Origin of the sequence: Streptomyces cinnamoneus, assembly GCF_014650495.1 — a bacterium.
Lineage (GTDB): Bacteria > Actinomycetota > Actinomycetes > Streptomycetales > Streptomycetaceae > Streptomyces > Streptomyces cinnamoneus.
In genome coordinates, this window is record NZ_BMVB01000002.1 from 149,739 (window position 1) to 175,208 (window position 25,470).

Annotated in this window: 22 protein-coding genes and 1 tRNA gene; 15 read left to right on the forward strand and 8 right to left on the reverse strand. The window is 73.6% G+C overall.

The window, feature by feature from the left end; all coding sequences use genetic code 11:
* The first annotated feature begins 195 nt into the window (after positions 1–195).
* The 3 genes from IE182_RS03220 (at position 196) to IE182_RS03230 (ending at position 2,242) form a co-directional block, all read left to right on the forward strand.
* Positions 196–1,155 carry an SGNH/GDSL hydrolase family protein gene (locus IE182_RS03220; RefSeq protein WP_190108077.1) on the forward strand — a complete coding sequence of 320 codons (960 nt, stop codon included), beginning with the start codon at positions 196–198 and terminating at the stop codon, positions 1,153–1,155.
* A 107-nt stretch (positions 1,156–1,262) separates the two neighbouring features.
* The gene (locus IE182_RS03225; RefSeq protein ID WP_373303498.1) at positions 1,263–1,970 is read left to right on the forward strand and encodes an HNH endonuclease family protein; all 708 of its coding nucleotides are present in this window, start codon (positions 1,263–1,265) and stop codon (positions 1,968–1,970) included.
* Positions 1,967–2,242, forward strand: coding sequence for a hypothetical protein (locus IE182_RS03230; protein ID WP_190108078.1), 276 nt, complete (start codon positions 1,967–1,969; stop codon positions 2,240–2,242). The genes IE182_RS03225 and IE182_RS03230 overlap by 4 nt, the downstream gene beginning before the upstream one ends.
* A gap of 103 nt (positions 2,243–2,345) precedes the next feature.
* On the opposite strand, the gene IE182_RS03235 is transcribed toward IE182_RS03230, so the two are convergent.
* From IE182_RS03235 to IE182_RS03255, 5 genes are all read right to left on the reverse strand, one after another.
* A complete protein-coding gene (locus IE182_RS03235) occupies positions 2,346–3,443 on the reverse strand; it encodes an alpha/beta hydrolase (protein WP_190108369.1) in 1,098 nt (365 codons plus the stop codon).
* Positions 3,444–4,263: 820 nt separating this feature from the next.
* The gene (locus IE182_RS03240) at positions 4,264–5,388 is read right to left on the reverse strand and encodes an ALF repeat-containing protein (protein ID WP_190108079.1); all 1,125 of its coding nucleotides are present in this window, start codon (positions 5,386–5,388) and stop codon (positions 4,264–4,266) included.
* Between the two features lie 114 nt (positions 5,389–5,502).
* Positions 5,503–6,414, reverse strand: coding sequence for a CAP domain-containing protein (locus IE182_RS32395; protein ID WP_190108080.1), 912 nt, complete (start codon positions 6,412–6,414; stop codon positions 5,503–5,505).
* A gap of 189 nt (positions 6,415–6,603) precedes the next feature.
* A tRNA-Ser gene (locus IE182_RS03250) sits at positions 6,604–6,690 on the reverse strand.
* Between the two features lie 55 nt (positions 6,691–6,745).
* Positions 6,746–8,374, reverse strand: a complete 1,629-nt coding sequence (locus tag IE182_RS03255; protein ID WP_373303499.1) for a S1C family serine protease — start codon at positions 8,372–8,374, stop codon at positions 6,746–6,748.
* Positions 8,375–8,716: 342 nt separating this feature from the next.
* On the opposite strand from IE182_RS03255, the gene IE182_RS03260 reads away from it, so the two are divergent.
* The 3 genes from IE182_RS03260 to IE182_RS03270 all read left to right on the forward strand — a co-directional run bounded on the left by IE182_RS03260 (position 8,717) and on the right by IE182_RS03270 (position 11,828).
* Positions 8,717–9,664, forward strand: coding sequence for a glycerophosphodiester phosphodiesterase (locus IE182_RS03260; RefSeq protein WP_190108082.1), 948 nt, complete (start codon positions 8,717–8,719; stop codon positions 9,662–9,664).
* Between the two features lie 140 nt (positions 9,665–9,804).
* The gene (locus tag IE182_RS03265) at positions 9,805–10,320 is read left to right on the forward strand and encodes an ATP-binding protein (protein WP_229844541.1); all 516 of its coding nucleotides are present in this window, start codon (positions 9,805–9,807) and stop codon (positions 10,318–10,320) included.
* 539 nt (positions 10,321–10,859) lie between these two features.
* Positions 10,860–11,828, forward strand: a complete 969-nt coding sequence (locus IE182_RS03270) for a DUF5926 family protein (RefSeq protein ID WP_190108083.1) — start codon at positions 10,860–10,862, stop codon at positions 11,826–11,828.
* Between the two features lie 515 nt (positions 11,829–12,343).
* Here IE182_RS03270 and IE182_RS03275 read toward each other — a convergent pair.
* The gene (locus tag IE182_RS03275) at positions 12,344–13,021 is read right to left on the reverse strand and encodes a hypothetical protein (RefSeq protein WP_229844542.1); all 678 of its coding nucleotides are present in this window, start codon (positions 13,019–13,021) and stop codon (positions 12,344–12,346) included.
* A 358-nt stretch (positions 13,022–13,379) separates the two neighbouring features.
* Positions 13,380–14,120 carry a bifunctional DNA primase/polymerase gene (locus IE182_RS03280; protein ID WP_190108084.1) on the reverse strand — a complete coding sequence of 247 codons (741 nt, stop codon included), beginning with the start codon at positions 14,118–14,120 and terminating at the stop codon, positions 13,380–13,382.
* Between the two features lie 814 nt (positions 14,121–14,934).
* On the opposite strand from IE182_RS03280, the gene IE182_RS03285 reads away from it, so the two are divergent.
* From IE182_RS03285 to IE182_RS03295, 3 genes are all read left to right on the forward strand, one after another.
* Entirely contained in the window at positions 14,935–16,431 is a 1,497-nt protein-coding gene (locus IE182_RS03285; protein ID WP_190108085.1) for a PP2C family protein-serine/threonine phosphatase, read from the forward strand.
* A 165-nt stretch (positions 16,432–16,596) separates the two neighbouring features.
* Positions 16,597–18,054, forward strand: coding sequence for an aminopeptidase P family protein (locus IE182_RS03290; protein ID WP_373303496.1), 1,458 nt, complete (start codon positions 16,597–16,599; stop codon positions 18,052–18,054).
* 166 nt (positions 18,055–18,220) lie between these two features.
* On the forward strand, positions 18,221–18,472 hold the full coding sequence (locus IE182_RS03295) for an SCO4226 family nickel-binding protein (RefSeq protein WP_190108087.1): 252 nt from the start codon (positions 18,221–18,223) through the stop codon (positions 18,470–18,472).
* 42 nt (positions 18,473–18,514) lie between these two features.
* Here the strand turns inward: IE182_RS03295 and IE182_RS03300 are convergent, their stop codons facing one another.
* Positions 18,515–18,997, reverse strand: coding sequence for an ATP-binding protein (locus IE182_RS03300; protein WP_190108088.1), 483 nt, complete (start codon positions 18,995–18,997; stop codon positions 18,515–18,517).
* A gap of 215 nt (positions 18,998–19,212) precedes the next feature.
* On the opposite strand from IE182_RS03300, the gene IE182_RS03305 reads away from it, so the two are divergent.
* The 6 genes from IE182_RS03305 to efeB all read left to right on the forward strand — a co-directional run bounded on the left by IE182_RS03305 (position 19,213) and on the right by efeB (position 25,388).
* Positions 19,213–20,016: a hypothetical protein gene (locus IE182_RS03305; protein WP_190108089.1), complete on the forward strand. Its 804-nt coding sequence runs from the start codon at positions 19,213–19,215 to the stop codon at positions 20,014–20,016.
* Between the two features lie 106 nt (positions 20,017–20,122).
* Positions 20,123–20,881 (forward strand): YcnI family copper-binding membrane protein, encoded by a 759-nt coding sequence (locus tag IE182_RS03310; protein WP_190108090.1) that lies wholly within the window; start codon positions 20,123–20,125, stop codon positions 20,879–20,881.
* A 100-nt stretch (positions 20,882–20,981) separates the two neighbouring features.
* A complete protein-coding gene (locus IE182_RS03315) occupies positions 20,982–21,635 on the forward strand; it encodes an SCO family protein (RefSeq protein WP_190108091.1) in 654 nt (217 codons plus the stop codon).
* Positions 21,635–22,126 (forward strand): copper chaperone PCu(A)C, encoded by a 492-nt coding sequence (locus IE182_RS03320; protein ID WP_229844543.1) that lies wholly within the window; start codon positions 21,635–21,637, stop codon positions 22,124–22,126. Before IE182_RS03315 ends, IE182_RS03320 begins: the two co-directional genes overlap by 1 nt.
* Positions 22,127–22,146: 20 nt before the next feature.
* On the forward strand, positions 22,147–24,087 hold the full coding sequence (locus tag IE182_RS03325) for a copper resistance CopC/CopD family protein (protein WP_190108092.1): 1,941 nt from the start codon (positions 22,147–22,149) through the stop codon (positions 24,085–24,087).
* Positions 24,087–25,388, forward strand: coding sequence for an iron uptake transporter deferrochelatase/peroxidase subunit (efeB, locus tag IE182_RS03330; RefSeq protein ID WP_190108093.1), 1,302 nt, complete (start codon positions 24,087–24,089; stop codon positions 25,386–25,388). Before IE182_RS03325 ends, efeB begins: the two co-directional genes overlap by 1 nt.
* Positions 25,389–25,470 lie beyond the last annotated feature (82 nt).

A 25,470-nucleotide genomic window follows, 5' to 3' on the forward strand; every position in this document is an offset into this window, starting at 1 on the left:
CCGGTGAAGTCCGTGACACAAGCGGAACGTTTCTTCGTCAAGCCCGGCCCACCGGACGCGGAAGTCCGGTATCCGGTCACATGTAAGGCGCATAGCGGACAGTCGATTGACGGGCCCTCCTGCGGCGCAAAAGCCTGTTCCCGCGACCGACGCCCCCACCGGCACCCGGCACCACCGACGCAAGGAGGGAACCCCATGCCCCGCACCAGCCGGACCACCACCCGATGGGCCGTCTCCGCCGTCTCCGCACTGGGCGCCATGGCCGCGCTGGCGACCACCGTCGCCACTCCCGCGAGCGCCACCGCGAGCACCACCGCGGGCATCACCACGAGCGCCACTGCGGCGGAGGCCGCCCCGCGCGCCGGCCACTACGTCGCCCTCGGCGACTCGTTCACCGCCGGCCCCGGCATCCCCCGCCAGACCGACGCACGGTGCGGCCGTTCCAGCGCCAACTACCCGTCCCTCGTCCGCGCCGACCTGGGCATCACCAGCTTCACGGACGCCAGTTGCGACGGCGCGTCGACCGTCCACATGGAGCAGCGGCAGCGGGAGACCGGCAAGGCGCCGCAGCTGGACGCGCTCCACCGGAACACCCGCCTGGTCACCCTCGGCATCGGCGGCAACGACATCGGCCTGGGCGAGGTCTTCGCACGCTGCTTCCGCCCGGCCGGCGGCGAGGTCCCCCGGGACAACCCCTGCCAGCGCTCCTACCACCGCAACGGCACCGACGAACTCGACCGGCGCATCGAGGCCGCCGCCCCCCAGGTCGCCGCGGTCCTCAAGGCCGTCCACGAGCGGGCTCCCCGCGCCCGCGTGGCGGTCGTCGGCTATCCGGCGCTGATCGGGGACGACGTCGAGGGGTGCCGCGCCTCGCTCCGCATCGCCGACGGCGACATCCCCTACGTGCGCGGCACCCTGCGCCGCCTCAACGCCATGCTGCGCCGCGAGGCGACGGCGCAGGGCCACCTCTACGTCAACACGCACGCGACGACCGCCGGGCACGACGCCTGCCGCCCGTTCGCGGACCGCTACGTCGAGGGCCTCACCACCCGGCCGCGCACCCGCCCGGCCGCACCGCTGCACCCCAACGCCGCCGGCGAGCGGGCGATGGCGAAGGCGGTGGCCGACGCGCTGGTGTTCGGCCCCGCCCGCTGACCGGCCCGCACCGCCGCAGAAAGGTCAATCAGGGCATTTGCGGCGCGCCGTGATCCGGGTGACGCTCCGGGGAGGACGGACCGGCACCCGGTATCCGTTGCCCTGTGATCAGACGTAACCGGTGGCGTCTCGCCGCCACTGCAGCCACCGCCCTGTGCCTGTCCGCCGTCACCACGACGACGGCCGTGCCCGCCGTCCCCGCCGTCTCCGCCGTCTCCACCGGCTCCGCAGTCCCCGCCGGAGTGCATCCGCTCCGGCGGGACATGCCGGAGCCGCCGCCTTCGGACGTCGCACGGGAGGAGCTGGCCGGCCTCACCGTCGAGGCGGCGCACTCGATGAACGGCTACAGCCGCGCGAAGTTCCCGCACTGGATCAAGCAGATGGGCACGTGCGACACCCGCGAGGTCGTCCTGGCCCGCGACGGCAGGGACGTGCACACCGACAGCGAGTGCCGTGCCGTCTCCGGCCACTGGACGAGCGCCTACGACGGCAAGCTGCTGAACGCGGCGGGGCAGCTGGACATCGACCACATGGTCCCCCTCGCCAACGCCTGGCGCTCCGGCGCCGACACGTGGGACACGGACAAGCGCAAGGCGTTCGCCAACGACCTGGGCCACTCCCAGCTGATCGCCGTCTCGGCCGCTTCCAACCGCAGCAAGGGCGACCAGAGCCCCGACCAGTGGCGGCCGCCGCTCAGCTCGTACTGGTGCACCTACTCCCGTGCCTGGACGCACGTGAAGCACCTCTACAGGCTGAGCGTCACCCAGCCCGAACAGGACATGCTCAACACCATGCTGAACACGTGCGACCAATGAGCAGCGAACGCCTCGTCGCCCAGGTCACGGCGGGCCCGGGCGGGGTGATGACCGACGACGTCGGCGTCATCACCGGCGACCTCACCGTCGCCACCATCGCCCTGCCCGGCAACAGCCGGGCCCGCATCCACGTCCAGTACACCGGGGCGGAGGAGTGGTACGTCCTGACCGGGAGCCCGGTCGGGATCCCGGCCGGGGGCCTGGGGGCGCTCCACGACGCCGTTCTGGAGCGCGTGCGCGGCGGGGGCGCGGCCGAGGCGCCCCACGACTGACCGGCCCGGACCAGGGCCCCGAAACGGCGCAAGGCCGCCCTCGGGGCCCTCAGGTACCTCGGGGCCATCAGGCGCCTCGGGGCCCTCAGGCGCCTCAGGTACCTCAGGAGGAGGGCGTCGGCCCCTCGATGTGCTCGCTGATCCACTGGAGGGGGCCCTCACCGAGGTTCGGGGCGTACGTGGCACCGTCGTGCCGGCCGCCCTCGATCACCTTGAGGTTGGTGTGGACCGGCCCCTTGCCGTAGGTGGCGATGAACTTCTGGACGTCGGGCAGCGTGTGCTTGTTGCTCTCCCGGGTGCCGACCTGGAAGGCGAGGTAGACGTCCGGCCCCTTGGCGGCGATCAGCTGCTTGGCCAGCACCTCGGGGTTGTTCTCCGCCTTCTCCTTCTCATGCCCCTTCCACAGCGGGGAGTCGGGGATGACGTCCGGCCCGTTGGCGATGACGGCCTTGAACTTGTCCGGGTGCTTCAGCACGGCCTTGAGGCCCGCGAACCCACCGGTGGAGGAGCCCATGAACGCCCAGCCGTCACGCGACTTCAGCGTGCGGAAGTTGGCCCGCATCAGGTCGGGGACGTCCTCCGTCAGCCACGTGCCCATCTTGGGCTGGCCCGGGATGTCACTGCCGTCCCAGTAGATGCCCTTGTCGTCCGGGCCGGGGTTCAGCACGGGCATGGCCAGCAGGAACGGCTTGCTCCGGCCCTCCTTGTACCACTTGGCCATGTTCTCTTCGAAGTTGAAGCCGGCCCACCAGTAGTTGGTGCCGTAGCCGGGACCGCCCGGCAGGGCGATCATGACGGGGAAGCCGCTGTTCTTGTATTTCGGGTCGTCGGTGTACTCCTTGGGCGCCCAGACCCACACCTTGCCCTTGAAGCCGGACTTCTTGCCGTCGAGGGTGACGACGCTGACATGGCTGCCGTCCGCCAGCGTCCGCGCGTTCTTGAACGGCGCGTCCGGCCCGGTCGGCATCAGCACCTTGGAGTCCGCGGGCTGCGCGGTGCCGCCGCCCTTCCCCTTGTCGACCTTGCCGTAGCTGACGGGGTCCCCCTTGTCGGTGAAGGGGGGTATCTCGAAGTAGCTCATCACCTGCCAGGCGATCACCCCGAGCACGGCGAGGCACGCCACGACGACGGCCCACCGCTTACCGCGCGACCGCGGACGCCGCCCCGTGGGCGGCTGGGTACCGGATGGTGAGTACGTCATCGTCATCGTCGTCGCTCCACAAGGGTCCGCTGCCCCCGAGGGGCACATGAGGGGTGGCTGTGCCCTGGTGGATGCCAAGCGCACGGGCGGGCGTTCCCGGCGCAACGGTGAAAAACCCCACACGGGTGGGAGGGAGCCAACGGGGCGGGCGGGGCCTCACGGGGGGGGCGGGACAGTACGGGCGGCGGGCACGGCACCGGGGCGGGTACGGGTGCGGGCGGCAGGGGCGGCCCCGGCGCGGCTCGGCGCGGCGCGTATCTGGGCGGGGCGTGCGCGGCGCACGCCCCGGGGCGGGTAGGGGCGCGGGCCGGGACGGCGGATGTGACGTCGGCGCGGCGCGGGACCCGGGCGGGGCGTGCGCAGTGCGGGGCGGGTAAGGACGGCGGGTACGGGCGACGGGCGCGGGCGCGGGCCTGGACGGCGGCGAGCGCGGCCCCGGCACGGCCCGGCGCGGCCGCGGGACCCGGGCGGGGCGGGCGGGCGCGGCGCAGGCCCGGGTACGGGCGCGGGCCCTGCCCCGGCACGGGCCTCGGTTCAGGCCCGGACACGAGGCAGACCTGGAGCGGCCGCCGGTGGCCGCGAGACGGGCCCAGCCGACCGGCCCCGCGCAGACCCCGGGACAGGCCCGGACACGAGGCAGACCTAGAGCGGCCGCCGGTGGCCGCGAGACGGGCCCAGCCGACCGGCCCGTACGACGGATCCCGCCGACCGGCCTGCACGACGGCACGTACGACAGGCCCCGTACGACGAACCCCCGGCACCGTCCGTCCCGCCCCCGCCGAGGGCGCCCCGCCCTGGCGGGGCCGGGGCGCCATCCGGGTCAGCGCTCGGCGGAGGTGCGGCGGCGGGACACGAGGACCATGCCCGCGCCCGCGCTCAGGGCGGCAACGGTGCCGGCGGCGGCCCACGTCGTGCCGGAACCGGCGCCGGTGGCGGCGAGCTGCGTGCCGCCCACGGCGGCAGCGGCCTGGGCGGCGGCAGGGGACGCCGCGGACGCGGTCACCACGCCGCCCCGCCCGGCGACGGCGGCCTTCGCCCGGCCGCCGGCGGACTGCCCGTCGCCGCTCCGGGCCGCCTTGCCCGCCCCGGACTTCTGCTCGGCAGCTTCCTCACCGGACTTCTTCTCGGCCGCCTTGGCCGCGGCGACCTCCGCGTCGGCCTTGTCCTTGGCGCGGGCCTCCTGCTCGCCGGTGCTGAAGAAGTACGCGAGCGCCTCGTCCCCGTCCCTCAGCGCCTTGCGCAAGGCGGCCTTCAGAGCGGGCCCGGCCCCTTCGAACATCCGGCTGGCACGGATCCGGTCCTCCACCAGGGCCTCGAAGTGCCCCGTCTCCAGGAAGCGCTGAACGTCCTCGTAATTGCCGCTCCGCAGCGCCTTGATGCCGGCTGCCCGCACGGCGGGGCTGCCGAAGTTGATGATCCGGGCGACCCGCACCTCGTCATCGTCCCGGCGCTCCTCGTACTGGCCGACCTCCAGGAACCGGCGCAGGTCCTCGGGGGTCCCCCGCAGCGCCTTGTCCGCGGCCTCCCGAACGCCCGGGCCGGACTTCTTGTCGGCCAGGAGCTTGAGGGCGGCGACGCGGTCGTCCTCAAGCTCCTGGGGCGTGACCGGCTTCCCGGCCGGGGTCTCCGCCCGCTTCCCGGAAGCGGTGCCCGCCGGACCTGCGTGGCCTCCGGCCAGGACCTCCGGGGTCGGCGCCTTCGGCACGACCGGCACGACCGGCACGACCGGCACGACCGGCGCGGTCACGGGAGCGTCCGCCTTCTTCGCCGGCACCGGGACGGACACCGGCGCCGGGGCCGAGCCGGACGCACCGTCACCCGCCTTGTCCGGAACGGACATACCGGCCACGGACGCACTGTCGGCGGCGAACGCCGGCGAGGAGAACAGAACGGCCGGCGCGAGCGCAGCAGCCGCGACGATGGCCGGAACCCGGGTCAACTTCATGGCGGAAGACCAACTTTTCCTAGGAAAACCAGAAACTCCCACCCATGCTAGGGCCACGCAGTGACAGAGAGTGAGCCACCCCCTGCGTTCCGCAGGGGGTGGCATCGCACAACGTCAGGAAGAAGCGCCGAAGTTCTGCGTCCACCAGGGGCCGTTCGCGCTGAAGTTGATGCCCACGCCTATCTCCTTGAAGGAGCAGTTCAGGATGTTGGCGCGGTGGCCGGAGCTCTTCATCCAGCCGTCCATCGCCGTACGGGCGTCCTTGGGGCTCTTGAAGATGTTCTCGCCGTACGTGCTCCAGCGGTAGCCGGCCGCGGTCATGCGGTCGCCGGGGCTCTTGCCCTCGGGGCTGGTGTGGGCGTAGTAGTCGCGGGCGGCCATGTCGTCGGAGTGGCCCTGGGCCGCGGCCTGCAGCTTGGCGTTGACGGTGACGGGCGAGCAGCCGGCCCGTGCGCGCTCGGCGTTGACCATGTCGACGACCTGCTGGACGTGCGAGCGGTTCTTCCCGTCGGCGGGGGCGCCGGCGGCGGGGGCCTGACGGTTCGTGGCGGTGTCCGGGGCGGACTTGGACTCGTTTCCGGCCTTGCCACCGGCCTTGGTTCCGGAGTCCTTCCCGGATTCGCTCCCGGCACCGCTCCCGGCACCTGCGGCCCCGTGCGCACCGGCGCCCTTACCGGCCTCGTTCGCGGTCGCACTCGCCGTCGGCGACGCACTGCGCGGCGAGGCGCTCGGCGCCGCGGACGCGGCGGCGGAGGGAGCGGCCGCCCCCTCGGACGGCGGCACCCCGGGCAGCCCCGGCGCGCGGTCCACCGCCCGCGCGGAGGACACCTCGGCAGCCGCGCCGGTGTCGCCCCCGCCACCCCCCATCGACTGGGCCACGCCGTAGCCGCCGCCCACGACGGCCATCACAGCGACCGCACCCGACAACACGACCGCCCGGCGCGGACGCCTGCCACGGCGCCGCCGGGAACGACGACCCCCGTCGGGGGCCAGGTCGAACGTCGAGGTCTCGGACTCACGGTTCACGCGGATCACTTCCGGTTCTGTCTGCTGAGTACGGCTCCAACACTCAGGAGACGCCAGGGACGGAAGCGGATAACAAAAAAGTGGTCGCTGCCGAACAACCCGTCAGGCGCGGCGGGACGGCCTGCCCACGCAAAAAGGGGCGCCCCCGACAGGGGCACCCCTTCTGACCAGCGGTCACGCTGGTATCGGCGGAGGCTGAGGGATTTGAACCCTCGGTGACATCGCTGCCACGACGGTTTTCAAGACCGTTCCCTTAGGCCGCTCGGGCAAGCCTCCCCGCGTCGCAGCTCGTGGTGCGGCGCGGGAACAGCCTACCGGGTCGCTGTGGACGTCAGTTGTCGCCCTTGCGCTCGCCCAGGACGATGTCGACCGTGTTCTGCTTGCCGTCGCGGGTGTAGGTGATGCTCACCTTGTCGCCGGGCTTGTGGGTCCAGATCTCGCTGATCAGGGTGGGGCCGCTGTCGATCTGGGTGTCGCCCAGCTTGGTGATGACGTCGCCCGGCTTGAGGCCGGCCTTGTCGGCCGGGCCGCCGGGGGTGACGGCCGGGGTGCCGTTGGCGCCGCTGGGGGCGATCTTGGCGCCGCCGCCGGAGTCCTTCATGTTCACCGTGGCCGAGATGACGGGGTAGATCGGCGTGCGGTTCTTGATCAGCTGCTCGGCGACGTTCTTCGCCTGGTTGATGGGGATCGCGAAGCCCAGGCCGATGCTGCCGGACTGACCCTGGCCGCCGCCGAGTCCGCCGCCGTTGCCCGCGGACTGGATGGCGGAGTTGACGCCGATGACCGCGCCCTGGGCGTTGAGCAGCGGGCCGCCGGAGTTGCCCGGGTTGATCGAGGCGTCCGTCTGGAGGGCGCTCATGTACGAGGACTGGCCGCTGCCGCCGCCGTCGCTGGACGCCACCGGGCGCTTCTTGGCGCTCACGATGCCGGTCGTGACCGTGCCGGACAGGCCGAAGGGCGCGCCGATCGCGATCGTCGCGTCGCCGACCGCCGTCTTGTCCGAGTTGCCGAGCGGAAGCGGGCTGAGCTTCGCGCCGGAAGGGTTCTTCAGCTTGATGACCGCGACGTCGTAGCCCTGGGCGCGGCCGACCACCTCGGCGTCGTACTGCTTGCCGTCGGAGAACGTCACCGACAGCTTGCCGCTGTCGGCGGCCGACGCGACGACGTGGTTGTTGGTGAGGATGTGGCCCTGGGTGTCGTAGACGAAGCCGGTGCCGGTGCCGCCCTCGCCGCTGCCGCTCTGGGCCTCGATCGTCACGACGCTCGGCAGCGCCTTGCTCGCGATGTCCGCGACCGAGCCCGGCGAACGGCTCTCCGTCTTCGGGTCGCCGGACGACGAGACCGTCGTGGAATTGTCGCTTCCGTTTCTATCGGCCACCCAGAAGCCGATGCTGCCGCCGACGCCGCCCGCGACGAGCGCCGCCGCGAGCACCGCCGCCACCAGACCGCCCCCACGCCTGCGCCGCGGCGGCGGGGTGGGGGCACCCCACATCGCGACCGGGGCACCGGGCCCGCCCGCCGAGCCGGCCGGGCCCACGCCGCCGTACGGCGGGGGTGCGTCCGCGCCGCCGTACCAGCCGCCCGGGGCCACGGCCGGAGCGCCGGCCGCGGCGAACGCGCCCTGCTGCTGGGCAGCGGCATCGCCGGGGTGCGGAGCGGGAGCCTGGGCGGGCGGAAGCTGGCCGGTCCCGTACGGCTGGCCCGCCTGGCCTGCCTGGTCCGGCTGGCCCGCCTGGTCCGCGTGGCCTGCCTGGTCCGGCTGGCCCGCCTGGTCCGCGTGGCCTGCCTGGCCCGCCGCGTCGGTGACGGCCGGCGCCTGCCGGGTCGGCTGCTCCGTCGCCTGGCCGCCCAGGTCGGTGACGGCCGGCGCCTGCTGAGTGGTCTGCTGCTCGGCCGCATCGGCGGGCGCCGGCGCCGGCTGAGCCGGCGGCACGGGCGGCACCGGCGGCATCTGCGCCATCCGCTCCTCCGCCGGCGCCTCCGTCTTCGTCAGCTCGACCGCCGGCGCGGGGCCGGGCGCGGGCGCGGAATCCGTCGGTGCCGTCGATGCCGGAGACCCCGTGCGCGGCGATGCCGCGGACGGAACGGCGGCGCCCTCGTTCTCGGTGCTCACAGTTGTCTCCTCAATCAGGTACACGTCAGTTGTCGCGACTTCCGGCCACGCTCGCATGGTCCTGCACCAGCTTTTCCCATGGCGCGTCAGACCACCGTAAGCGGAGCCTGTGACCTCGGCCGTCAGCCCTTACTACAGGACAAAACAGGCCCCCTGCGCGATCACGCCGGCCGGTGGCACCATAACGCGGTGACCTACGCGCACCCGGCCGGGAACCAGCGTCCCGAGCGCCGTTCCCTCGACGTCGTCGCCCACCGCGGAGCCTCCGAGGACGCTCCGGAACACACCCTGGCCGCGTACCGCAAGGCGATCGAGGACGGCGCGGACGCGCTGGAGTGCGACGTGCGGCTGACCGCCGACGGGCACCTCGTCTGCGTGCACGACCGCCGGGTCAACCGCACCTCCAACGGCCGGGGCGCCGTCTCCACCCTCGAACTGGCCGACCTCGCGGCCCTCGACTTCGGCTCCTGGAAGGGGCAGGCCGCCGACGCGGAGGCCCCCGACCGGGCGCTGGACCGGGCCTTCCCCCCGGACTCCGCCCCGGACTCCGGCCTGAACGTCGCCCCCGACGCCGGCCAGACCTGGCGCAACGGCCGGCACGACGGCAACGGCACCGTCCCCGGCGACCCCGAGCGCACGTCCGTGCTCACCCTTGAGCGCCTCCTCGAACTCGTCGCCGACTCCGGCCGCCGCGTCGAGCTGGCCATCGAGACCAAACACCCCACCCGCTGGGCCGGCCAGGTGGAGGAGAGGCTGCTGGCCCTCCTCGGCCGCTTCGGCCTCGCCGACCCGCCGCCCGGCGAGCCCTCGCCCGTACGGGTGATGAGCTTCTCCGCCCGTTCCCTGCACCGGGTGCAGGCGGCGGCACCCGCCCTGCCGACCGTCTACCTGATGCAGTTCGTCTCCCCCCGCTACCGCGACGGGCGGCTGCCGGTCGGGGTGGGCATCGCCGGGCCGAGCATCCGGATCGTGCGGAGCAACCCCGACTACGTGGCCCGCCTGCACCGCGCCGGCAACCAGGTGCACGTGTGGACGGTGAACGAGCCCGAGGACGTCGAGCTGTGCGCCCGCCTCGGCGTCGACGCGATCATCACGAACCGCCCCAAGGCGGTGCTTACCCAGCTGGGGCGCGGGTAGCGGCCATTACATGGAGTGCACCGGCGCGTTCGCTGCGCAGCCGAGCGGCGTGAGTGCCCCACCGCGTCGAGGTTGGCCGGTTTCCGGTCCAGTCCATTGGGGCATCCATCCCCTGACGTGGGGCAAAGGAGGTCTCGGGGGTGGCGTTGGTGGTGGCACAGGAGGTGCCCACGTCGTCGATCATGGCCGTACCCCATGGTCCTGCCGGTGTGGGCGAAGCGAGACACCGGATGCGCAAGGACTTGCGCGCCAGTGGGGTACCGGATTCGGTCATCGACGACGCGGTACTGATCCTTTCGGAGCTGCTCAGCAACGCGTACCGCCACGGTCGCCCGCTGAGCCGGGAGAACGGCACGAGAGAGCGGGAAGGCAACGGCGGCATCATCGCCGCCTGGCGGGTCGACGAGCGCGGCAGGCTCACCGTCGAGGTCACCGACGGCGGCGGCCCCACCCGGCCCTTTCCGGCCACCCCTTCGGTCACCGCGCGCGGCGGCCGGGGCCTGAACATCATCAGCGCACTCTCGCAGGACTGGGGCGTACGGGACTCCGCCGGCGAGGTGACCGTATGGGCAGCGCTGTCCGCGCGCGCCGGTTTCGCTACGCGCGTCGATCCCGACCCCCTCCTGTCCTTCTCCGATCTCGACGGGCTGATGTGATGTCGCGCGCGACGTGACGATGCGCGGATAAGCACCGGACCCCCGGTGCGGCCACACGCCCGGCCCACCGCCGCGCCCGCAGCCGCGCCCGTAGCCGTAGCCGCAGCCACAGCCGACGTCCGTTCCCGGCGCCCCGCCGCGCCCGTAGCCGACGTTCACCCCCCTCGGCCGTGGCCGTGTCCGCAAAGTCCTGACGCCCGTGTCCCCTCCGTCGCACCCCGCCGGCACCGCCGTGCGGGTGCACCGCCCTGCCGACGTACGAACGCCCCGGCGCGGCCCGGCCCGCGCCCGCGGCCGATGCCGTTGCCGTTTGCCGTTGCCGCCGACATCGCCGCCGGCTCCGCCCCCTCCACCACCCAGGTGTACGAACGTCTCCGCGCGCCCCGGCCGCGCGTGCCCGGACCGCCCGGTACCCCGGGCGCTAGGCTCGCGCCGTCAACGCAGTAATGCCGTCCGGCACCCGGGCGCCACACGTCGACGCCGTCGGCGACCGGCGTGAACGCGCGGGCCGGACGCAACGATCGGGAGACACGCACACCATGGCCAAGAAGCGCCGCCCCCAGACCAAGGCCGCCACGCCGCAGGCCGGCGACGCGCCGATCCCTGTCGTCGGCGCCCGCGAGCCCTGCCCCTGCGGCTCGGGCCGGCGCTACAAGGCATGCCACGGCCGCACCGCCTCGCACGCGCCGGCCGAGCTCGTGCGGCGCCCCTTCGAGGGCCTGCCCGGCGAGGCCGACTGGGTCGCCCTGCGCGAGCTGGTGCCCGCCGCGACCGTCGAGCTGAAGCTCAAGGACGGGCTGCCCGAGGGCGTTCCCTCCGTGACGCTGGCGACCGTCCTGCCGATGGCCTGGCCCGCCCTGCGCCGCGACAGCGGTGCCGTGCTGCTGGGCCTGCAGAACGACACCCCGACCGGCGACCTCAGCCGCGACCTCGCCGTCACCCTCCAGCGCGCCCTGGCCGCCGAGCCGGGCACCCCCGTCACCGCGGAGCGCACCGGCGCCGAGGGCCCGCGCCTGCAGGACCTGCTGGACCCGGCCGCTCCGTTCGAGCCGGTCGTGCACACGGGCTTCGAGTTCTGGGTCGAGAACGCCGAGAACGCCACCGGCGAGGTGGCCGCCTCCCTGGAGCGGGCGAACGCCGCGGCGATCCCGACCGTCCGGCTGTCGGGCGTCGACGCCGCGTACTGGTGCCGCACCCCGCAGAAGAACCACCTGCGCTGGGTCATGACGCACCCGGAGGAGCAGCTGCTGGACGCGCTCGCCCGACTGCACGTCGCGGGCGGCACCTCGCTCGGCGAGGGCACCCGCCTGGTGGGCTCGTTCCGCGCCCACGGACTGATCGTTCCGGTGTGGGACCTGCCGGGCGACGTCGGCGCCGAGGACGTGGAGAAGCCGGCCGCCGCCTTCGCCGAGCGGCTCGCCACCGCCCTGTCCGACGACACCCCGCTGACGGCGGAGGAGCGCCGCGCCCGCGGCGGTCTCACGAGCCGTCAGGTCACCCTGAACTGAACCGGATATTCATTCGGACGACCATCAGGAATCAGCCGCGCCGCCGCACCCCGACGGAATGATTGATTCCGGTGACCGAGGCCGGTGAATGCGGGTAAATGGCGGGTCAAACTACGTGACTCCTGTCACAACTCCCGCTGTCGGGCCGGAAATCCGCGTCCGGAAATCCACGATCGAATTTGCGAACCGCGGATCTCTTGTTACCGTTCTAGGAGCCCGGTCGCTGGTGCATCCCCCGTCGCCAGCGACCGGGCGTTTCCATGCCCGGACGCGAGACGGGCCGCCCGCGCGGTCGCGGCGGCGGCCACCGCCCGCCGGAAGGCCGCCGGGAGATCGCCGGCAAGCCGCCCGGACGCGATACGGGCCGGTACAGCCGGTGCGGGCCGGCAGAAGCCCTGCAGGGATCCCCGGCTCACCACGCACCCGCACGGCGCCAGAGGCGCCCTCAGCGCCTCCTCAGGGGGCTCCCGAGCGGGCGCACCGCCCGCCCCCGGCCCGCCCTCCTCGCCCGCCGGCTAACCCTCCTCGGCCTCCGGCGAGTTGCTCCCGGAGCGGAGCAGCAGCTTCCCCTCTGCCGAGGCGATCTCCGCGACCGCCGTATACGAGCCATGTCCCCGCAGGGTCGCCTCGTGCGGGGTCTCGCACATGTCCGGATCATCGGTTGCGGCCATGGGGCAGGGCACCTGAACGGTCCGGCCGCCGGGGGCCATGAGGGTCAGCACGCCGGCCAGCGGGATGCCGCCGACGTTGCGGTAGTACGTGCGCGCCCAGGTGTCCCGGCCCTGTTCCATGACGCACGTCTGGGCCTCCACGCCCTCGGGGGAGGCCAGTTCGGGCCCGCACCGCGCGACGCCACGGGCCGCCCCGTCCGGCCCGGCGGCCCCGTCGTCCGCGGTGTCGAAGCCGAGGAGGCCCGGCGCACCGGACTGGTCGCCGTCCGGGCCGAGCGGGGCGCCGGCGGCCCCCGGGCCGGAGAATCCGGCCGGCCGGGGCAGATATCCGCCCCCGCCGCGGATCTTGTCCGAGCCCGCCTTCGACCGGCTCTTTTCGCGCATCCCCGGTCCCGCGGGACCCGCCGAGGCCACCGCCAGCGGCAGCGCCACGGCGAGCGTCACGGCGCCGGCCAGCACGATCATCCGGAAATTCGCCGCGCGCCGCGAGGACGCGCCGGACACACTGGGCGCACGCACCATGGGACCACCTGCAATTCGCCGCGGAAGCGCGCTGGCTCGATCGCGGGGACGGACCGGAATTGATCGCGGGGGCGGATTCGGACGCACGCCCGCCGGGCCGGCGGCGCCTCGATGTCCCGGCGCCCGTCGCAAGCCCTGTTCCCGAACAGTAGGGCCCCGGACCCGCCCCCCGATGCCATGCACGGCCGTTTCCTGCGGTTCTTTCGGCGGCTTACACCCTTACGAGTGAGAGCGCGTGCGTCTCCCGTCCGTACGCGCTCCCGGCCCCCATCGGAAAGCCGTCCTCGAAGCCGCTGTCACCGGCAGGGCCCGGGACACCCGGGAAGCACCCGCCACCGGCCCCGCGCACCGGGCGCGGTCAGTACGCCAGCCTGCTGCTACCGCCACCGGGCGTGCCCGTGCTGCGCACGCTCTGCTCGACCAGGACGTCGACCACCGAGGCGACGTCCGGCAGCCAGGGGCGCGCCAGGCCGTCCACCCGGCGGCCGGCACCGGACCGTCCGCCGCGGCCGGCCGCGGCGCCCGCCGGGCGCGGGGCGCGCTCCCAGCGGACCCGTCCGGCGCCCGTGGGGGACGGCGGCAGCACCGCGTAGCCGCCCTCCCCGTGGAAGCGCAGCGAGCCGGGCACCCAGTCCTGGTTGTTGAGCAGCTCGCCGAGGACCTCCAGCGAGTAGGGCGCCACCAGCAGGGACCAGCGGGTCGGGGTGGCGACCACCGGGCCGAGCCGGACGCCGGCGCGGTCGAAGGCGGCCAGCGCACGGGCCCCGGCCACCGCCGGCAGGCTCACGGCGCACGGCGCCCGGCCGCCCGTGGCGAGCACGACGGGCGCTTCGGGCCGGTTGGTCCACCACCAGCGGACCATGCGGGCGTCCGTGGTCGCCGCGAGCAGCCCGGGATCGAACGGGTGGGCACCGGGGACCACGCAGTCGGGATCGGGGCAGCCGCATTCGCGTACGCGGCCGATGCCGGGCCGTAGCCCCACACCGGGGAGCACGGGCCACTGCCACTCCGTGGCGTAGGTCAGGGCCGCGGTGAGCACCGCGGACCGGCCGGCCCGCCGGAGGGAGAGCTTGCGTCGCCTTCCGAGGATCTCGCGCATGAGCGCTCGTTCCTTTCCGTGAACGCCGAAGGGGGGTCCCCGCCTTCGACGGGGACCGTCTTGCACGTACATGGCACTGAGACAGGCACTGCAGGCGCTGCAGGAACTGCAAGGACTGCAGGAACCGCGGGACTGCATGGATCGCACGGACTACGCGTAGCCCCTGGAACCTCGGGGACTACATGGCACTACGGGCACTGCTCGGCGCGGTACTCAACGCGCCGCTGCCCCTGTGACCGGCACACCAGGTGGATCACGCGTCGCTGCGCCTACAACGCAGCGCATCACGCCACGGGCCGAGCGTGAAACCTGGCGGGGGGTGGCGCGCGGATGGCGCTTCGTGCTGAGCCGGTGCGCCCCTCGCCTGCGGCATGGGTTGCCCCACGCCGCTCGGGGATGGGCGTGGCCGTCGACCGATAAGACGCTCGGGTCCGCCGCCGGGTTGCGGGACGGCCCCAACTGCCGCTGCCCTTCTCCGAGTACGTACCCACCGTGGTGGATGTGACGCGTTGTTGGAGCGACGCCAGTCGACCGCAAATCGCGGGCCACAGCACTTTTTTCCGGCCAAACTTCAGCGGGGGACGGAACCTCATCAGACACCACCAATCCCACTGGTCCAATGCTGGACATTCCCTTGCCCGGGCGTGTACATGTGGAGCACTGATAGCACGCAACACGACAGGGGGTTTGCGATGCTATTGCGTAGAAAGCCCTGGCCAACCAGCTGGTCGAGCGGTCTCGGCGAAGCGCCGCGGGCCGGCTCCCCGACGCGCCCGGAGCGCCCCGCCGCCCGGTCCGGCCGGAACAGCCGGCCATGACCACTCCCCACCTGCCGAAAGTGGCCGGAATCAGCCCACCGGCCCTCGCGCCCGCGCACACTTCCGCCCCTGCAGTCCCCACCCCCGCCACCGCGCCCGAGACCGCCCCCGCCGCTCCGTCCGCGTCCGCCGTCCCCCCCGCGCCTCCCGCACCGTGCACGCTGGTCCAGGACCGCCTCGCGGGCTGGGTCTCCGACCTCACCACCCTCCACGAACTGACCGAACGGCTGGCCAGGACCGCGGACCTCGACGCCGCCCTGCGCGAGGTCCTGCGCGCCGGCGCCTCGCTCGTCGGCGCCGGCCGCGGCCTCGTCACGCTCCACGGCGACGGCGACGCCGGGCACCCCGTCACGGTGGCCCTGGGCCTCGGCCGCGCCGACCTCGGCCACATCGAGACGATCCCGCACGGCCGGGACCACGACCCCGGCTCCGCCGCACCCGGCCCGTACGGGCGCCTCCTGGACGACCTGCCGCCCGTGGGCGACCGGTCCGGCACCGCCCACCCCGACATTCCCGGCGAGGACGGCCTCGACCCCCGCCACCGCGAGGTCGCGGCCCGTCTGGGCTACGCCGCCAGCTACGCCGTCCCGCTGGAGTCGCCGGCCTCCTCCCCGAATTCGGAATCAAGCCTTCCGCCTGCTGCCGGGCGCATCGGCGCGGCCGTCTGGCTGTACGACGAGCCCGCCGAGCCCACCCGGCGCCAGCGTCACCTGGCCGGCCTCTACTGCGGCTACGCGACCGAGCACCTGGCCCGGCTGCTGGAGCTGACGCACGCCCGCGAGACGGTGGCCGCGCTGTACGAGGAGCTGCTGCCCACCCGGCTGCCCCGGGTGCCCGGCGTCCGCCTCGCCGTCCGCCACCGCCCGGGACCGCGGGGCGGCGGCGACTGGTACGACGCGCTGCCGCTGCCCGAGGGCGCGCTGGGCCTCGCCATCGGCGGAATCACTGGATCCGGTCCGGAGGCGGTCGCCGCCGTGGGACGGCTGCGGGCCTCCCTGCGCGCGTACGCCGTCATGGAGGGCGAGGATCCGGTCGCCGTCCTCTCCGACCTGGAGCTGCTGCTGCGGGTGACCGAGCCGACCCGCTCCGCGACCGCCCTCTTCGCCTACTGCGAACCCGCCGAGCGGAAGGTGGTCGTCGCCGGGGCCGGGCACTGCTCACCACTGATCATCGGACCCGGACGGGCCGAGTACGTGGAGACCTCGCTCTCGGCGCCCCTGGGCATGCTGGCGTGCTGGGAGGCGCCCAGCGTCGAAATCGAACCCGAACCCGGAGAAACGCTCCTCTTCTACAGCGACGGCCTGCTGCACCGCACCGGCGACACGATGGACCGCGCCTTCACCCGGCTGCACTCGGCCGCGGCGAGCGTGCCCCGCGCCGCGCGGAACGACCCCGACGCCATCGCCGACCACGTGCTGCGGACGGTGCTGCCGAAGGACACCTCCCCGGCGGACGGCGAGGACGTCATCCTCCTCGTGGCCCACTTCACCTGAGATCCGCGGGTGGGAGGCGCGGGGGACCCGCGCTCACCCGGGCAGACGGGTGAATCACCGGTCTGAACATATGTCCGGCCTTCGCTGACTGTTCGGTCACAGCCTTCTCGGGCACTTTCCCCCACACATACGATGGAAAGCGGCCCCGTTCGAGGAGGAAACGCAGTGACCGAGCACCAGCCCGCGCCCGAGAACCCCGAAGGCGACGAGCCGATCAAGCAGCGGAAGAACGGCCTCTACCCGGCCGTGTCCGACGAGCTCGCCGAGAACATGAAGTCCGGCTGGGCCGACACCGAGCTGCACGACCTGCGCCCCATAGCCCAGGCCGGCGAGACCGCGCGCCGCCGTGCCGAGCTGTCCGCCCGCTTCCCCGGCGAGCGCCTGGTGATCCCGGCGGGCAACCTGAAGACCCGCTCGAACGACACCGAGTACAGCTTCCGCGCCTCGACCGAGTACGTGTACCTCACCGGCGACCAGACCCAGGACGGCGTGCTCGTCCTGGAGCCCACCGCCGACGGCCACGAGGCGACGATCTACCTCCTGCCGCGCTCCGACCGCGAGAACGGCGAGTTCTGGCTCGACGGCCAGGGCGAGCTGTGGGTCGGCCGCCGGCACAGCCTGGGCGAGGCCGAGCAGCTGCTGGGCCTGCCCGCCAAGGACGTCCGCGAGCTCGCCGACGCCCTGCGCGAGGCCACCGGCCCCGTCCGTAACGTCCGCGGCCACGACGCCGGCATCGAGGCGGCCCTGACCGACAAGGTCACCGCCGAGCGCGACGAGCAGCTGCGCGTCTTCATCAGCGAACAGCGCCTGGTCAAGGACGCGTTCGAGATCGACGAGCTGCAGAAGGCCGTCGACTCCACCGTCCGCGGCTTCGAGGACGTCGTGAAGGTCCTCGACAAGGCCGAGGCGACCAGCGAGCGGTACATCGAAGGAACGTTCTTCCTGCGCGCCCGCGTCGAGGGCAACGACATAGGCTACGGCTCCATCTGCGCCGCCGGCCCGCACGCCACCACCCTGCACTGGGTGCGCAACGACGGCCCCGTGCGCTCCGGCGACCTGCTGCTGCTCGACGCCGGCGTGGAGACCCACACGCTCTACACCGCCGACGTCACCCGCACGCTGCCGGTCAACGGCACGTACACCGAGCTGCAGCGCAAGATCTACGACGCGGTGTACGAGGCCCAGGAGGCCGGCATCGCGGCCGTGAAGCCGGGGGCCAAGTACCGCGACTTCCACGACGCCGCCCAGCGGGTCCTGGCCGAGAAGCTGGTCGAGTGGGGCCTGGTGGAGGGCCCCGTCGAGCGCGTCCTGGAGCTGGGCCTGCAGCGCCGCTGGACCCTGCACGGCACCGGTCACATGCTCGGCCTGGACGTCCACGACTGCGCGGTCGCCCGCACGGAGACCTACGTGGACGGCGTCCTGGAGCCCGGCATGGTGCTGACCGTCGAGCCCGGTCTGTACTTCCAGGCCGACGACACGACCGTGCCGGAGGAGTACCGGGGCATCGGCGTCCGGATCGAGGACGACATCCTCGTCACCGAGGACGGCAACCGGAACCTCTCCGCCGGCCTGCCGCGCACCTCCGCGGACGTCGAGGCGTGGATGGCGGGCCTGAAGGGCTGACGGCCGCCGCGGCCCTCCCGCACCGGGCCGGGCCGCCCGGCCCGCCCGGACGACGACCCCGCGGCCCCCGCACGGCGGCCGCGGGGTCGTCCGCGTCCCGGGGGCGGCCGGGCGGCGGCGGGCGCATCATGGCTGGAGAGGCTTCCGCACGAGGGAGGTGCCGGCCATGACGAAGTTCATGGACGTCCATCACGGCATGCAGGGCATCACCAAGGACCAGCTCGCGACCGCGCACCGCGCCGACCAGGCGATCGAGCGCGAGGAGGGCGTGCACTTCGAGCGGGCGTGGGCGGACCCGAAGTCGGGCACCGTCTACTGCCTCTCCGAGGCACCCTCCGCGGATGCGGTCAAGCGCGTCCACGAGCGGGCCGGCCATCCGGTCAGCGAGGTCCACCCGCTGCCGTTCTCGGTCTCCTGACCGGCCGTTCCCGGTCTCCCGGCCGAACGGGGCCGCGCCTGCTCACGAGGCCCTCAGCAGGGCCCCCGCCGGCGGGGCTCCCTCTCTCCACTTGAGGATCTTGTCGAAGCTGACCACGGCGCCCGGTCGGCCCGGGCGGTTGCGGACGCGGACGTGATCGGTGAGTGAAGCGATCAAGAAGAGACCCCGGCCGTGTTCGTCGTGGACGGAGGCCGGGGTCCTGGGCTGCAGCGGGCGGGCCGGCTGCCGTCCGGCCCTCCCGGGCCGGTCGGTGAAGCCCGGCCCGGAATCCGTGACCTCGATGCGGCAGGTGTCGCCGTCGATCAGGGCGGTCACGCGATAGCCGGGGGACGCGTCACCACCGTGCTCGACCGCGTTGGCACATGCCTCGCTGAGCGCGACCGCGAGGTCGTAGGAGGTCTCGGGATCGACCCCGGCCGTCTCCATGGCACCGATCAGAAGCCGACGGGCGAGCGGAACGCTCGCGGCCTCGCGCCGCAAGTGGAGTGACCACCAAATGCTCATGCTCAGCCTCCTGGCTGCGGCTCGACATACCGATACGTATAGCCGCGCAAGGCGGGGTGTAAGCCTGCCGGCCGTGTGAGACCGCTCATTCGGCCGACGCGCCATGTGGGGGAAGGCGTGTATGGGGTGCGACCGGAAGCAGTGCTTCCGGTGGGTCCTTCCTTTCCACCCCTGCCGTAGGGAATCGGCAAGGCCGGTGGGATGATGGCGCAGCCATGCCTCACCCCGTCGCGCGCGCCGGCGCCGATCTGCGACTGATCCGGGCCGCGGTGTTCACCGCGGTCTGTGTTCTGCTGTCCGCGGGCGGGCACGTGCTGGCCTCCTGCGCGAGCGTTCCGCCGTGGACGCTGGGCGCCGCCTTCCTGGCCGTCTTCGCCGTGGCCGCGCCGCTGGCCGGGCGCGAGCGCTCGCTGCCGGGGATCGCGGCCTTCCTGGCCGTCGGACAGCTCGCGCTGCACACGCTCTTCGGCCTCGGGCAGCACGCCGCGTCCTCGGCGTCCGCCATGTCCGGCACGGCGGACGGCCGACGGGCCGGTGCCGAGGGCGGGTTGATCCACTTCGCCACGCAGCTCACCTGCAACCAGCGCCCGTTGTCCGCCGCCGAGGCCCGCCAGGTGATCACCGACGCCGGCCTCGACCCGGCCGTCCACCCCGCCGTCCACCAGGCGGGAGCCGGCCAGGGCGCCCCGGCGTCCCTGTGGCACGCGCTGCTGCCCTCACCGGCGATGACGCTCGGCCACCTCCTCGCCGCACTGGCCCTGGGCTGGGTGCTGCGACGCGGTGAGGCCGCGCTGTGGCGAGCGGTGCGGCTGTCGGCGCAGTCGGCGCGCGGCCTCGCGGAGGCGACGCTCGTCCGCGCGCTGCGGTCGCTGCTGCTGCTCGTCCGCGTGCCGGCGGCACCGCCGCTCGTCGTGACCGGCCGGCCGGCGGACGCCGAAGACGAACGTCCGGCCCGGGAGCCGGAGCTGCGCCATCTGGTGATCAGGCGGGGCCCGCCGCGCTACGCCCTCGCGGCCTGACGACGCGACGCACCACTGCCCGGAAAAGGAGCGGCAGGGGGTGTTCGCGCTGTCGCCGCACGCGCGCCATCCCCCTTCTGTCTCCTGCCCCGTGGAGTGTTTCCCCATGACTTCGTCCCGTCGTCTCCGTGCCGCCCGTACCGCCCTCGTCGGCGGCGTCGCCGCCGGCAGCCTGCTGCTGCTCGCCGGCCCCGCCTCCGCGCACGTGAGCGTGCAGCCCGGCACCGCCGAGAAGGGCGGCTACAGCACCATCTCCGTCAAGGTGCCCAACGAGAAGGACAACGCCTCGACGGTGAAGCTGGAGCTGAGCCTCGACCCCAAGCACCCGCTGGCCTCCGTGATGCCGCAGGCCGTGCCGGGCTGGGAGGTGAAGGTCGAGAAGACCAAGCTCGACAAGCCGCTGCAGATGCACGGCAAGACGATCGAGGAGGCCGTCTCCAAGGTCACCTGGACCGGCGGCAAGATCGAGCCGGGTCAGTTCCAGCAGTTCCCGCTGTCCGTCGGCCAGCTGCCGACCGACGCCGACGAGCTCGTCTTCAAGGCCCTGCAGACCTACTCCGACGACGACGTCGTGCGCTGGATCGACGCCTCGACCCCGGGCGGCCACGAGGCCGAGCACCCCGCCCCGGTCCTGAAGCTCGTCGCCAAGGGCTCCACCGCCGGCGCGGACGGCCACCACGACGACAAGAACGACAAGGCCGCGGGCGACAAGGCCGACAAGGGCTCCGCGGCCGCGACGACCGCCGCGGAGAAGTCCTCGGGCTCCGACACCACCGCCCGCGTCCTGGGCGTCGTCGGCATCGTCGTCGGCGTGGCCGGCGCGGTCTTCGGCGTCGTCGCCGGACGCCGCCGCTCCGCCGCCTGAGCCCCTCCGGCTCCCCCAGGCCCGTAAGGCCGGTCCGGCGGCGCGTCCGCGCGCCCGCCGGGCCGGCAGCACCGACCGATTCCCTGGAGAGAAGCACTCCATGCGCACCAAGTTCGTGGGCGCGGCCCTGGCCGCGGCCGCCGCGCTCACCCTGACCGCCTGCGGCGGCTCGGGCGACTCCGGCGACAAGCCCGTGGCCGACGTCTCCGCCGAGCCCGCCAAGACCGGGGCGATCGTCCTGGACTCGCCCAAGGCCAAGCCCGACCTGGTCCTGACGGACACCTCGGAGAAGAAGTACGAGCTGGTCAAGGAGACCAAGGGCCGCCCGGTCCTGCTCTACTTCGGCTACACCTACTGCCCCGACGTCTGCTCGACGGTCGTCGCCGACATCGCCGCCGCCGAGAAGAAGCTGTCCAAGGACGACCAGGACAAGCTCCAGGTCGTCTTCGTCACCACCGACCCCGAGCGCGACACCCCCAAGCGGATGCGCGAGTGGCTGGACGCGCAGGGCGGCCAGGACATAGTCGGCCTCACCGGTGACTTCGCCACCATCCAGGCCGCGGCCAAGCCGCTGGGCATCCTCGTCGAGCCGGCCAAGAAGGAGAAGGACGGCTCCGTCACCGTCAGCCACGGCGCCGAGGTCGTCGGCTTCTCGCCGAAGGACGACGGCGGCCACTGGATCTACACCTCGTCCACCACGTCCGAGCAGTACACCAAGGATCTCCCGAAGATCATCAAGGGGGAGAACCCGTGATGCGCGCCAAGAAGATGAACAAGGTCACCACCGCCACCGCCGCCGTCCTGCCGCTCGTCGTCGCCGGGGGCCTGCTCCTGGTGACCGGGTGCCAGTCGGAGAAGAACGCCCTCTCCCCCGGCAAGCCCGATCTGTCGGTCAGCGGCGCCTACCTGCCGCAGCCGGCGATGGCCGACATGGCCGCGGCCTACTTCACCGTCACCAACAACGGCGGCGAGGCCGACCGGCTCACCAAGGTCACCACGCCGCTCTCCGCGGACGCGACCCTCCACACCACCGAGGGCTCGCAGATGAAGCACGCGGCGGAGCTGGAGGTGCCGGCCAAGGGCAAGCTGTCGCTCGCGCGCGGCGGCACGCACCTGATGCTCGGCAAGCTCAGTCACAAGCCGAAGACCGGCGAGAAGATCGAGTTCACGCTGCACTTCGCCACGTCGGCGCCCATCAAGATCAAGGTGCCGGTCGAGAGCACGACCTTCCGTCCCCAGGACTGAGAACCGAGGACTGACGTGCGATGAAGACCCCGATCACCGGGCGGGTGCCGTCACTGCTCGCCGCCGTGCTCGCCGCGCTGCTGTGCACGCTGACGCTCGGCGCCGGCACGGCGTCGGCCCATGCGGCACTGACCTCCACCGACCCCGCCGACGGGTCGGTCGTGCCGAGCGCCCCGCAGCGGGTGGAGCTCACCTTCTCCGAGGGCGTGCTGCTCAGCGCCGATTCGGTGCGGGTCCTGGACCCGCGCGGCGAGCGGGTCGACGAGGGCCGGCCGCAGCACGTGGACGGCAGGTCCGAGTCGGCGGCCGTCACGCTGCGCGGCGGGATCGGCGACGGCACCTACACGGTGGCGTGGCAGGCCGTCTCGGCGGACAGCCACCCGGTGGCCGGGGCCTTCACCTTCTCCGTCGGCGCCCCGTCGAAGACGGTGGTGACCGTGCGGTCGGCGGCCACGACGATCGACCCGGCCGTCGACACCTTCTACGGCGCCGGGCGCCTCGCGGCGTACGCGGGCTTCGTCCTGCTCGTCGGCGGCTGCGTCTTCGCGGGCGTGTGCCGCTCCTCGCGGCCGGTGCAACGGATCGCGGTGGCCGGCTGGGTCACGCTGTTCGTCTCCACGACCGCGCTGTTGCTGCTGCGCGGCGCGTACACGAGCGGCAAGGGGCTGGGCTCGGTGCCCGACCTGTCGCTGCTCGGCGACGTGCTGGCCACCAAGCCGGGCGCGGCGCTGCTGTCGCGGCTGCTGCTGCTGAGCGCGGCGGCCGTCTTCCTGGCGGTGCTGTTCGGTTCGTACGCGCGGGAGGGCGACGACCGTCCCGGCGAGGGCCGTTCCCGCGAGGACGCGGACGCCGCGCGCCGGAACGTCGCCTACGGGCTGGGCATCGGCGGCTTCGTCGTCGCGGCCGGCCTGGCGGCGACGTGGGCGATGGCCGAGCACGCCTCGGCGGGCATCCAGCCGTGGCTGGCCATGCCCGTCGACGTGGCGCACCTGCTGGCCGCGGCGGTCTGGCTGGGCGGCCTGGCCGGGCTGCTGGCCGTGCTGCGGTCCGGTGAGGCGATCCGGCGCCCGGCGGTGGAGCGTTTCTCGCGCCTGGCGTTCGCCTCGGTGTGCGTCCTGGTGGCGACCGGCCTCTACCAGTCCTGGCGACAGGTCGGCTTCTCGTGGAGCACGCTGACGGGCACGGAGTACGGGCGCTGGCTGCTGCTGAAGGTGGCGCTGGTCGCCGTCATGCTGGCCGTCGCCTTCTTCTCGCGGCGGTGGACGGGCCGGCTCGCCGACGGCGGGACCGGCGGGCAGGCTTCCGGCGCGGCGGGCACCGCCGCGCGCCGGACCAGGGGCCCGGTGGGCGTACCCGCCGCGGCCAGGACCGCCACGGCCGATCCCGTCCGGGCCGCCCAGCTCGCCCGGCAGCGGGCCGCGGTCGAGAAGGCGACCGGACTGCGGGAGCGCGACGCCGACGCGGACCGCAGCGGGCTGCGGCGCTCGGTCCTCGCCGAGACGGCCGTCGCCGTCGCCCTGCTGGTCGTCACGACCCTGCTCACCGGCACCCAGCCCGGCCGCGCCGAGGCCGGGCAGAAGCGGGCGGCGGGCGCGGCCGGCGCGGCCCCGTCCGCCGCGGGCCCCGCCGAGGTGCGCCTCGCCTACGACACGGGCGGTACGAACGGCCGCGGCACCGCCCGCGTCACCGTCGACCCGGCGCGCTCCGGCGCCACCACCGTCTCCGTCACTCTGACGGATCCCTCCGGACGCCCCGTGGACGTCCCTGAGCTCACACTGGCCATGACCGAGACGACGCAGCGCATCGGTCCACTCCGGGCCGCCCTCGTGCGTCAGTCCGTCGGACGCTGGCAGGCCACCGGCTTCCGGCTGCCCATGGCGGGCGACTGGCAGCTGTCCCTGACCGTACGGACCTCGGACATCGACCAGGTCACCGAGATCGAGAGCGTGAAGATCAACTGATGGCTGACAGGACTGACACCCTTTCCGGCGACGCGTCCTCCGAGGACGCGCAGAAGATCTCCGACAACGGCACCGGCGGCGTCTCCCGCAGACGGCTGCTCGGCACCGCCGGTGCCGCCGGCGCCGTCGCGCTCGTCGCGGGCGGCGCCGCCGGTGCCACCGGCGCGTCGGTGGTGCGCGGCAAGCCCGACCCCCTCTCCTCCGTCGGTTCGGCGAACGTGGCCTTCCACGGCACCCATCAGGCGGGCATCCTGCAGCCCTCGCAGGCGCACGGACACCTGGCCGCCTTCGACCTCGCGCCCAAGGCCGACGCCAAGGCCGCCGCGGCGCTGCTGCGCCGCTGGTCGGCCGCGGCCGCGGACATGATGGAGGGGCGCACGCCCCAGGGTGACGAGCTGGGCACCGCCCTCGACGCCGGACCGTCGTCCCTGACCGTCACCATCGGCTTCGGCCGCACCTTCTTCGACCGGACCGGTCTCACGGCCAAGCGCCCCGAGGCGCTGGAGCCGCTGCCCGCCTTCACCGCCGACGCCCTCGACCCCAAGCGCAGCGAGGGCGACCTGTGGGTGCAGATCGGCGCCGACGACGGGCTGGTCGCCTTCCACGCGCTGCGGCTGCTGCAGCGGCTGGCGGCGGGCACCGCCAGGCTGCGCTGGCAGATGAACGGCTTCAACCGTGCGCCGGGCGCCACCGAGCAGCCGATGACCGGCCGCAACCTGATGGGCCAGATGGACGGCACGAACAACCCGAAGGAGACCGACGCGAACTTCGGCGAACGGATCTTCGTGCCGGACAACCGCACCGGCGCCGACGCGTGGATGGCGGGCGGCTCGTACGTCGTCGTCCGGCGCATCCGAATGCTGCTCGACAGCTGGGACAACCTGTCGCTGGAGCGCCAGGAGAAGATCATCGGCCGCCGGAAGTCGGACGGCTCCCCGCTGTCGGGAGGCACCGAGACCACCCGCGCGGACTTCAACAAGATGGGTCCCGACGGGGTGCTGGCGATCCCGGGCGACGCGCACATCCGGGTGGCCTCGCCGGGGACCAACCGCGGTGCGGCGATGCTGCGCCGGGCGTTCTCGTACCACGACGGCTTCCGGGACGACGGCGCTCCGGACGCGGGCCTGCTGTTCATCGCGTGGCAGGCGGACCCGCGCAAGGGCTTCACCCCGGTGCAGCGGAAGCTGGACCGCGGCGACGGGCTCTCGCGCTTCCTGAAGCACGAGGCGAGCGGGGTGTTCGCGGTCCCGGGCGGATGCGCTCCGGGGGAGTACGTGGGGCAGCGGCTGCTGGAGGGGTGATCCGGGGCCCACGCCGGGGCGGCCGTCCCCGCGCGGGCGTCACCGGGCATCCGCGAACGGCCCCGCACGGGCATCGGTAGGG

Coding starts and splice junctions, on each gene's coding strand:
- IE182_RS03220 (WP_190108077.1), top strand. CDS start 196: ATGCCCCGCACCAGCCGGACCACCACCCGATGGGCCGTCTCCGCCGTC.
- IE182_RS03230 (WP_190108078.1), top strand. CDS start 1,967: ATGAGCAGCGAACGCCTCGTCGCCCAGGTCACGGCGGGCCCGGGCGGG.
- IE182_RS03235 (WP_190108369.1), bottom strand. CDS start 3,443: ATGACGTACTCACCATCCGGTACCCAGCCGCCCACGGGGCGGCGTCCG.
- IE182_RS03240 (WP_190108079.1), bottom strand. CDS start 5,388: ATGAAGTTGACCCGGGTTCCGGCCATCGTCGCGGCTGCTGCGCTCGCG.
- IE182_RS03255 (WP_373303499.1), bottom strand. CDS start 8,374: ATGGCGCAGATGCCGCCGGTGCCGCCCGTGCCGCCGGCTCAGCCGGCG.
- IE182_RS03270 (WP_190108083.1), top strand. CDS start 10,860: ATGGCCAAGAAGCGCCGCCCCCAGACCAAGGCCGCCACGCCGCAGGCC.
- IE182_RS03275 (WP_229844542.1), bottom strand. CDS start 13,021: ATGGTGCGTGCGCCCAGTGTGTCCGGCGCGTCCTCGCGGCGCGCGGCG.
- IE182_RS03280 (WP_190108084.1), bottom strand. CDS start 14,120: ATGCGCGAGATCCTCGGAAGGCGACGCAAGCTCTCCCTCCGGCGGGCC.
- IE182_RS03285 (WP_190108085.1), top strand. CDS start 14,935: ATGACCACTCCCCACCTGCCGAAAGTGGCCGGAATCAGCCCACCGGCC.
- IE182_RS03295 (WP_190108087.1), top strand. CDS start 18,221: ATGACGAAGTTCATGGACGTCCATCACGGCATGCAGGGCATCACCAAG.
- IE182_RS03300 (WP_190108088.1), bottom strand. CDS start 18,997: ATGAGCATTTGGTGGTCACTCCACTTGCGGCGCGAGGCCGCGAGCGTT.
- IE182_RS03305 (WP_190108089.1), top strand. CDS start 19,213: ATGCCTCACCCCGTCGCGCGCGCCGGCGCCGATCTGCGACTGATCCGG.
- IE182_RS03310 (WP_190108090.1), top strand. CDS start 20,123: ATGACTTCGTCCCGTCGTCTCCGTGCCGCCCGTACCGCCCTCGTCGGC.
- IE182_RS03315 (WP_190108091.1), top strand. CDS start 20,982: ATGCGCACCAAGTTCGTGGGCGCGGCCCTGGCCGCGGCCGCCGCGCTC.
- IE182_RS03320 (WP_229844543.1), top strand. CDS start 21,635: ATGCGCGCCAAGAAGATGAACAAGGTCACCACCGCCACCGCCGCCGTC.
- IE182_RS03325 (WP_190108092.1), top strand. CDS start 22,147: ATGAAGACCCCGATCACCGGGCGGGTGCCGTCACTGCTCGCCGCCGTG.
- efeB (WP_190108093.1), top strand. CDS start 24,087: ATGGCTGACAGGACTGACACCCTTTCCGGCGACGCGTCCTCCGAGGAC.